General features: G+C 67.1%; 9 protein-coding genes. 4 read left to right on the forward strand and 5 right to left on the reverse strand.

Annotated features, from left to right (window positions below; translation table 11 throughout):
- Nucleotides 1-95 precede the first annotated feature (95 nt).
- Genes AB7U92_RS17260 through AB7U92_RS17280 form a run of 5 tightly spaced genes read right to left on the reverse strand, consistent with a single transcriptional unit; the run spans nt 96 to nt 4,882 of the window.
- Entirely contained in the window at nt 96-983 is an 888-nt protein-coding gene (locus AB7U92_RS17260) for a glycosyltransferase family 2 protein (protein ID WP_428579576.1), read from the reverse strand.
- Nucleotides 984-993: 10 nt separating this feature from the next.
- Complete coding sequence (locus AB7U92_RS17265; protein ID WP_428579579.1) at nt 994-1,677, reverse strand: PIG-L deacetylase family protein; 684 nt, start codon at nt 1,675-1,677, stop codon at nt 994-996.
- 34 nt (nt 1,678-1,711) lie between these two features.
- Nucleotides 1,712-2,512 carry a sugar phosphate nucleotidyltransferase gene (locus AB7U92_RS17270; protein ID WP_428579582.1) on the reverse strand — a complete coding sequence of 267 codons (801 nt, stop codon included), beginning with the start codon at nt 2,510-2,512 and terminating at the stop codon, nt 1,712-1,714.
- On the reverse strand, nt 2,509-3,648 hold the full coding sequence (locus AB7U92_RS17275; RefSeq protein WP_428579585.1) for an NAD-dependent epimerase/dehydratase family protein: 1,140 nt from the start codon (nt 3,646-3,648) through the stop codon (nt 2,509-2,511). The genes AB7U92_RS17270 and AB7U92_RS17275 overlap by 4 nt, the downstream gene beginning before the upstream one ends.
- Nucleotides 3,605-4,882: a methyltransferase domain-containing protein gene (locus tag AB7U92_RS17280; RefSeq protein WP_428579588.1), complete on the reverse strand. Its 1,278-nt coding sequence runs from the start codon at nt 4,880-4,882 to the stop codon at nt 3,605-3,607. Before AB7U92_RS17280 ends, AB7U92_RS17275 begins: the two co-directional genes overlap by 44 nt.
- A gap of 288 nt (nt 4,883-5,170) precedes the next feature.
- On the opposite strand from AB7U92_RS17280, the gene AB7U92_RS17285 reads away from it, so the two are divergent.
- The 4 genes from AB7U92_RS17285 to AB7U92_RS17300 all read left to right on the forward strand — a co-directional run.
- Nucleotides 5,171-5,422 (forward strand): acyl carrier protein, encoded by a 252-nt coding sequence (locus AB7U92_RS17285; protein WP_428579591.1) that lies wholly within the window; start codon nt 5,171-5,173, stop codon nt 5,420-5,422.
- A complete protein-coding gene (locus AB7U92_RS17290) occupies nt 5,419-6,243 on the forward strand; it encodes a hydrolase 2, exosortase A system-associated (protein WP_428579594.1) in 825 nt (274 codons plus the stop codon). The genes AB7U92_RS17285 and AB7U92_RS17290 overlap by 4 nt, the downstream gene beginning before the upstream one ends.
- The gene (locus tag AB7U92_RS17295) at nt 6,240-7,145 is read left to right on the forward strand and encodes a hydrolase 1, exosortase A system-associated (protein ID WP_428579596.1); all 906 of its coding nucleotides are present in this window, start codon (nt 6,240-6,242) and stop codon (nt 7,143-7,145) included. The genes AB7U92_RS17290 and AB7U92_RS17295 overlap by 4 nt, the downstream gene beginning before the upstream one ends.
- Nucleotides 7,142-8,060: asparagine synthetase B family protein (locus AB7U92_RS17300; protein WP_428579599.1), on the forward strand; the 919-nt coding region annotated here is incomplete at its 3' end. The genes AB7U92_RS17295 and AB7U92_RS17300, both read left to right, overlap by 4 nt.

Below are 8,060 nucleotides of genomic sequence, written 5' to 3' on the forward strand. Positions count from 1 at the left end.
GCCAGCGCAACGCCGCGGTCCAGGCCATGCCGGAGACCAGCGAATGGTCCAGCGAGCGAGCGCTGGCCTCGTGGTCCCCGTCGCCGCGCATCGACTCAGGATCGCCGCCCCAGGCGCAGCAGCTCGACCAGGTCGCGCCCGATGTCAGCGCGACTCCAGTAGGCGCGCCTGAGCACCCAGTCCACGGCCGCCGTGCGATCACGCAGCGACAATCCGCCGGTCAGCAGCGCGACGCGCAGCCAGCCCGCGGCGAGCCGCCACGACGGCAGGCTGGCGCGCCAGGTCGGCACGGGGTAGTGGTGGCGATGCACGTCGGCCGAGCTCATCAGACGGGTCGCCGTGGCCGCATCCATGCGGCGGTAGAACAACGCCTCGTCGAGCAGTTCGATCTTGCCGAGCAGCGCCAGGTGCGCGACCAGCACCACGTCGGCTCCCGGATAGTGTTCGATCAGCCGCGTCTTCGCCAGTGCGTCGCGACGCACCACGCCGTTCATGACGTTGTTCAGCGCCAGGTGCGTGCCGACATGGATGAAGCGCTGTACCGGGCTCTCGTCGCGACAGGCGATGTCGTCACGGTAGTCGACCGCGTCGTCGACATCGGACTCGAAGAGTCTCGTGCGTGGTGCGACCAGCACCGTGCCCGGATCGGCCTCGAGCCGATCGACACAGGCCTGCAGCAGGCGCGGCGCGCACCAGTCATTCGACGAGGCCCACTTGAAGTAGCGACCTCGAGAGGCCAGGAACACGGCGCTGTAGTTGCCGTTGGCGCCGATGTTGACGCTCTGCCGGATCGGCCTGACGCGTGGATCGCGGCGTGCGTAGTCCTGCAGGATGTCCCAGGTACCGTCCGTCGAGGCGTTGTCGCTCACCACGAGTTCAAGGTCGGACAGCGCCTGCCCGAGCAGGCAGTCGATCGACTGGCGCAGCGTCTTCTCGCTGTTGTAGGCCGGCATGCCGACACTGACGATGGGCGCGCCTGCCATCCCGACCTCTTCAGCGACTCCGGCCGGCGGACGGGCCCACGGTAAGGCATGCCTTGCGAACATGGAAGGCCTCGGCATGCCCGCCTTCGGCACGGCACTCGATGCCACGCAAGCGGCTCAGGCCGAGAAAGGTGTCTTCGCTGAACCAAGCCTTCGACCGTTGCGTGCCGAAATGCCGCTGCAGATGAGCGGCCTTGCGCCGTGCCACCTGAGCCGACAGCGGCACGTACACGTTGGGCTGGCCGAGATCACCTTCGTACTTGGGGATCTCGTACTCGAGCACCATCTGGTCGCGCCAGGTGTTCCAGGTCAGCTCGGCGGCCAGGCGGTGGTCCTGGTGCCGGTCTTCCAGCCGATGAGTGAACACGAGACCTGGAGACACCTGCTGGCGAACCTGCTCGAAGAAGGCCTTGACCTGTTCGTACTGCGCCGGCAGGAAGCCGTCGCGGAACCCGCCAAAGTAGTAGCTGACGGACTCGGCACGACGAAGCAGGGCACGAGCGCTGCGAGTCGCCTCCACTCGGCGCTCGCTCTCCCCGGTCAGCACCATCCAGCTCAATTCCAGCCGGCAGCCGCTGCCCAGCCATTCGAGCAGGGTCCCGGCGCAGCCGATCTCGATGTCGTCGCTGTGGGCGCCGACGCACAGCACGTGCAGGGGCTCACCCGGCGCTGCGAGCGGTTGCAGCTTCAGCATCCACCCACCCGCAAGCCGTTGGTGACGACCGTGCTCACAACGCCGGGGTGGCCGGCGCGGGCTGCCGCCAAACCATCCAGGGGCAGTTGCCCTGTGCCTCCATCCGGTCGAGCGTGATCTTGTCCTTGAACGTGTCCATCGAGGCGAAGAAGCCCGAGTGACGATGGGTCCAGAGCTGCCGTTTGGCGATCAGACGCTGGAACGGCTGCTCGACCAGTTCCTCACCCTCGTGCAGGTGGTCGAAGATCTCGCGCCGAAGACAGAAGAAGCCACCGTTGATCCAGTAGTCGGAGTCTCGCACGCTCTCGATGGCACTGACCACGCCCTGTTCGTCGACGCGGATCGCGTGCAGGCTCTGCGAAGGACGGACCGCCAGACCACCGGCGATGACGCCGCGCTGCTTGAAGTCCTCGATGTAGCTGTCCAGTCGCAGATCGGACAGGCCGTCGGAGTAGTTCGCCAGGAACATCTCCTCGCCGTCCAGGTACTCGCGCACGCGAAGCAGGCGCTGGCCGAGATTGGAGTGCATGCCGGTGTCGACGAAGGTGATGCGCCAGTCGGCGATGTCGGTGCGCAACGGCTCGATGCGGCGCCCGCCCTCGGACATGACGAAGTCGTTCGACATGCACTCGTTGTAGTTCAGGAAGTAGTCGCGGATCAGGTCGCCGCGATAGCCCAGGCAGAGGACGAAGTCCTTGTGCCCGTAGTGGGCGTAGTAGCGCATCAGGTGCCAGATGATCGGCCGGATGCCGATGTTGACAAGCGGCTTCGGGATGGTCTCTGAATGCTCGCGAAGTCGGGTGCCGAGACCGCCGCAGAACAGGACGACTTTCATCGGGCACTCCAGAACAGGTCGTCGTCCACCTGATGCGTTCGCTGCAGGTACTTGAGCTGCTTCAGTCGGGTGAAGGCGCGATACTCGAAAGTCTCCTGGGAGAAGTCGATGCGCTCGAACAGCTTGCGCAGTTCCTCCGCACCGAGCTGCGCGGTCCAGCGGGCCTGGTAGCCCGGCAGCTTGGTGGCGATCTTCTCGAACGACACGCGGTAGCTTCGGTTGTCCTTGCTCGGCGGGCCCGCACTGACTTCGCAGCCCGGGAACGCGGCGGCGACGATCTCGGCAATCTCGCGGATCCGGTAGTTTTCGCCGTCGCGCCCGACGTTGTAGACTTGGCCGTTGACCGCGTCCGCTGGCGCCTCTGCCGCGCAACGCATCGCCTCGCAGATGTCCTCGATGTGCACGATCGGTCGCCAGGGGCTGCCATCGCTGACCATCGCGATTTTCTTCTTCGTCCACGCCAAGGCGCACAGGTCGTTCAGCACGATGTCGAAGCGCATTCTCGGCGACGGACCGTAAGCCGTGGCGTTGCGCAGGAAGACGACCGAGAACTTGTCATCGGCCATGGGCAGCAGATCGCGCTCGACCAGCACCTTGCATTGCGCGTAGGCGGTCTGCGGATTCACAGGCGCCTGCTCGTCGAGGAAGTCACCGGTGCCGACGCCATAGACGCTGCACGACGAGGCATAGACGAAGCGCTTGACCCCCGCTCGTTTCGCCGCCTCGGCGATGCGCACGGAGCCTTCGTGATTGATCTTGAAGGTGATCTCCGGACGGTTCTGACCGAGCGGGTCGTTGGACAGTTCGGCCAGGTGGATCACCGCGTCGAAACCGGCGAAGTCGTCGGGCGTGACCTCACGCAGGTCCTTGAAGACCGTGCGGGGCATGACCTGCAGACCGATCGGGTCGAGGTAGAGACAGCCGTCGCGGTAGAAGCCGGTATCGAGCCCGACAACCTCATGGCCGTGGGACTGCAGCCACGGGGCCAAGCGCGCACCGATGTAGCCCTCGGTGCCTGTGACGAGAATCTTCATGCTGGTTTTCGTTGTAGTGATTGGCGGGCACCCCAACGGCCGCCCGTGTTCGCTGCGGTCAGAGCACCCTGACTTCGGGGATGGGGACCACGAACCGGCCACCCCACTCTGAAATGTACGACGCCTCGCGGCTGATTTCATCCTTCAGGTTCCACGGCAGGATCAGCACGTAGTCAGGCCGGGCCTCGCGGATCGCTGCCGGCGCGAGAATCGGGATGCGCGTGCCCGGCGTGAACTTGCCCTGCTTGTAGGGGTTGGCGTCGGTGGTGAAGTCGAGGAAGTCGGTACGGATGCCGCAGTAGTTCAGCAGCGTATTGCCTTTGCCCGGCGCTCCGTAGCCCACGACCTTCTTGCCGCGATTCTTCGCATCGATCAGGAACGCAAGCAGTTTCCGCTTTGTCTCCATCACCTTCTCGCCGAAACCGCGATAGCGCTCCATCGTCAGGAAGCCATCGTCGATCTCGCGCTGGCGCAGCGCACCCACCCGGGGCCCCACAGGCAGCGCCTCGTTCTCGGCATGGCGTGCATAGATCCGCAGCGAGCCACCGTGCGTGGGCAGTTCCTCGACGTCGAACATCGTCAGACCATGGTGGGCGAACACCTTCTCGACCGCCACGAACGAGAAGTAGCTGAAGTGCTCGTGGTAGATGGTGTCGAACTGATTCTCGGCCATCAGACGTTGCAGATGCGGGAACTCCATCGTGATCGCACCGCTCGGCGCCAGTAGCACCTTCATGCCGGCGACGAAGTCGTTCAGGTCGGGCACGTGCGCCAGCACGTTGTTGCCCAGCAGAAGATCGGGCCGGCCGTGCTCGCGGGCAATCTCGGCAGCCGTCTCGCGGCCGAAGAACCTCACCGTGGTCGGGACACCCTTGTCGACGGCCACCTTCGCCACGTTGGCCGCCGGCTCGATGCCCAGAACCGGCACCTTGGCGGCGACGAAGTGCTGCAGCAGGTAGCCGTCGTTGCTGGCAATCTCCATCACCTTGCTGCCGGCGCCGAGGCCGAAACGATCGATCGCCATGTGCGCGTAGCGCCTGGCATGTTCGACCCAGCTGCTGGAGTACGACGAGAAATAGGCGTACTCGGAGAAGATGCTCTGCGGCGAGACGAACTCCTGCAACTGCACCAGCCGGCACTCGTCGCAGACGTAGGCATGCAACGGGTAGAACGGCTCCATCTCATGCAGTTGCTCGGGCGCGGTGTGCGTCTGGCACAAGGGCGACAGGCCGAGATCGACGAAGGTCGTCTTGAGCGGGGCGCGGCAGAAGCGACAGTGGAAGCTGCGTGCGCTGCCGGAGGTTGATTGGGCCAGGTTCAATTCGCTGTTGCTCATGAGGGACGGGCGTCGGTTGGCGCGTAGGCGCAGCTGCGACTGCATGTGTGCGGAGTGTGCAGATGATCGCATTGTTGAAGGCTGTGCAGGGCGCACGCCCCCCCCCAAAGCGCAGGGTGCCCATGCTTCCCGCGCCATGCAGGAAGACTATTTCACACGCGAGCCCGACACCGGCGGCGCGCACCTGCAACAGGGGGGCTGCCCATGTCCGGGCGACACCTACAATCCGCCGGCACCCCGCGAGGGCGCCAGTCAGGCGTCATCGCCTCACTCCCGAAGAGCGTCGCCGTGAACACCGAACAGCAAGTCATCCAGACCCTTCAGTCCGTCCTCAACCTGCCAGCCGGTGCCAGGCCGCTGGATGGTTCGTCTCTGCTGTTGGGACACGTGGCGGAATTGGATTCGATGGCAGTGGTGTCCATCCTCACGGCACTGGAAGAGCGCTTCGGATTCGCCATCGACGACGACGAGGTCGACGGACGCACGTTCGAGTCCGTGAGCAGCCTCGTGCAGTTCGTCGAGTCCAAGCTCAACGCATGACGACGGGCCGGCCGGTGGCCCAGTCGGCGCGTTTCGTGCCGGGGTCGGGCGGTCACAGATTCGTCATGATCTCCGAGCCCGCCGATGGGCAGGCCATCGGTACCGTGCTGTGGGCGCACGCCTTCGCCGAGGAAATGAACAAGTCGCGCCGAATGTGCGCCAGGCTCGCACGCGATCTCGCGCAAGCCGGCTGGCGCGTGCTGCAGCCCGACCTGGCCGGCTGCGGCGACAGTGCCGGCGACTTCCGCGCCGCTCGATGGGAAGACTGGGTATCCGACCTGCGCGACGAGGTCCGAGGCGCCGCCGCCGATCGCCCGCTGTGGCTGTGGGGAGTGCGCGCCGGCGCCCTGCTGCTGCCGCCCCTGCTGGAGACCCGCCCTGACGCGCATCTGCTGCTGTGGCAGCCTGCCGTGTCGGGTGCCGTCGTGCTGCAGCAGTTCCTACGATTGCATGCCGGCGCGCGCATCGTCGGCGCCGAGAAGGCGACACCGGCGGATCGCACGCCGGCGCAGCGCCTGGCCGATGGCGAGACGGTCGAACTCGGGGGCTACGAGCTTGCGCCCGAACTGGCCGCGTCACTGAAACAGGCCGAGTTCAAGCCGCCTCCCGGATCCGTTGGGCGCATCGCCTGGCTGGAAGTGGCTCACGCCGACAACGCCGAACCCACGGCCGCCGCGCAGCGGCTGGTCAGCGGCTGGCAAGTGGCTGGCCGGGACGTCAGCCTCGACCTCGTGCGCGGTCCTCAGTTCTGGCAGACGCAGGAGATCGAGGACTGCGACGCGTTGATCTCCCTGTCGCTGGAACGGGTGGGCGTGGCATGACCCGGGCCACCTCCGTTGCGCTGCACGACGAAGCGGTCAAGATCGACTGCGGCGGCGAGCGCCTGTGGGGGGTGCTGACCAGGCCGGCACACGACGACGACGCGCTCGACGTGGCGATGCTGGTGGTCGTCGGCGGGCCGCAGTACCGGGTCGGCAGCCACCGGCAGTTCGTCCGTCTCGCGCGTGCCGCGGCCTCGCACGGCGTGCCGTGCCTGCGCTTCGATTACCGCGGCATGGGCGACAGCGAAGGTGACTTGCGCAGCTTCGAGCAGGTGGGTGACGACGTGCAGGCGGCCCTCGATGCACTGGCCCGGCTCGTGCCGCGGGCACGTCGGCTCGTCGTCTGGGGGCTCTGCGACGCGGCGGCCGCGGCCATGATGTTCGCGACCGCAGACCCGCGCGTGGCCGGGCTCGTCCTCGCCAACCCCTGGGCGCGCAGCGATGCAACGCTGGCCGCCACGCGGGTCAAGCACTACTACGGCGCACGGCTGCTCCAGCGCGAGTTCTGGGCCAAGCTGCTGGGCGGTCGTTTCGACTGGCGTGGTTCGTGGCGCTCCCTGCGCGACAACCTCGGGCACGCCCTGAGGCGCCCCGCCGCTGCGAACCGTGGCGTGGCAGCGTCGTTCCAGTCGCGCATGGCGGCGGGACTTCGCGCCTTCACCGGCCGGACACTGCTTCTCATCAGTGAAAAGGACCTCACGGCACTGGAGTTCCTGCAGTACACATCGGCATCGCCCGAGTGGCGCGGCCTGCTGCAGCGTCCCGGCGTTCAGCGTGCCGATGTCGCCAGTGCCGACCACACCTTTTCCAGCCGGCCGTGGGCCGAGCGCGTCGAGGCCGTGACCTGCCAATGGTTGCAGGAACTGGCGGCCGACAGACCATCGATCAGCGAGGACACATGAGAGGACTATGCGGCTGGTTCGGGGGCGCGGCGGCGCCGCACGAGGCCCTGGCGGGCATGCTGGCAGGCGTGGGCGCTGGCGACGGCGCCGACCGCGCCTTGCCGCATGGGGCGGCGCTGGCAGCATACGGCGGCAACGCACGGCCGCGGCTGTCGCAGCACGAGGGCATGACCCTGATTCTGGCGGGCCACCCCCGGCTGCGCGCCGGGGCGCAGCGTCTGGCCGCAGCCGAGCAGATCGCCGACGCACTGCGTGCCCGCGGCCGCGAGGCGTTGGCCGACCTGGGGGGCGACTTCGCGCTGGCCGCATGGGACTCGACGCGGCAGCGCGGCTGGCTGGCGATCGACCGCATCGGCATCCACCCGCTGGTCTACACGAGGCTCGGCGACACCCTGCTGTTTGCCAGTTCCCTCGACGCGCTCTGCGGCCACCCGGACGTGCACCCGGCGCTGTCGTCCCAGGCGATCTACGACTATCTCTACTACCACGTCTGCCCCGGGCCGGACACGATCTACCAGGGGATGCAGCGCCTGGGCGCAGGGCAGTACATCGAGTTCGGCGATGGCGCCGCGCGCGAACCCCAACAGTTCTGGCAGATCCGGTTTGCCGAGGACGACGCGGCAGACTTCGGCAAGCTCAAGGCGCAGTTCGTCTCCCTGCTCGAGGCGGCGGTCGGCGAGTCGACCGAAGGCGCAGCGGTTGGCGCCTTTCTTTCGGGCGGCACCGACAGTTCGACCGTCAACGGCATGCTGTGCCGGGTCTCCGGCCGGCCGGCCCCGGCCTATTCGATCGGCTTCGACGTGCCCGGATTCGACGAAACCGAGTACGCGCGCATCGCGGCCCGGCACTTCGGGTGTGCGCATGGCGAGTACTACGTGACGCCGGCCGACGTGGTCGAGGCACTGCCACGCCTGG

Origin of the sequence: Piscinibacter sp., from assembly GCF_050175855.1 — a bacterium.
In the GTDB taxonomy this organism is placed as follows: domain Bacteria; phylum Pseudomonadota; class Gammaproteobacteria; order Burkholderiales; family Burkholderiaceae_C; genus Piscinibacter.

Coding starts and splice junctions, on each gene's coding strand:
- AB7U92_RS17260 (WP_428579576.1), bottom strand. CDS start 983: ATGGCAGGCGCGCCCATCGTCAGTGTCGGCATGCCGGCCTACAACAGC.
- AB7U92_RS17265 (WP_428579579.1), bottom strand. CDS start 1,677: ATGCTGAAGCTGCAACCGCTCGCAGCGCCGGGTGAGCCCCTGCACGTG.
- AB7U92_RS17270 (WP_428579582.1), bottom strand. CDS start 2,512: ATGAAAGTCGTCCTGTTCTGCGGCGGTCTCGGCACCCGACTTCGCGAG.
- AB7U92_RS17280 (WP_428579588.1), bottom strand. CDS start 4,882: ATGAGCAACAGCGAATTGAACCTGGCCCAATCAACCTCCGGCAGCGCA.
- AB7U92_RS17290 (WP_428579594.1), top strand. CDS start 5,419: ATGACGACGGGCCGGCCGGTGGCCCAGTCGGCGCGTTTCGTGCCGGGG.
- AB7U92_RS17295 (WP_428579596.1), top strand. CDS start 6,240: ATGACCCGGGCCACCTCCGTTGCGCTGCACGACGAAGCGGTCAAGATC.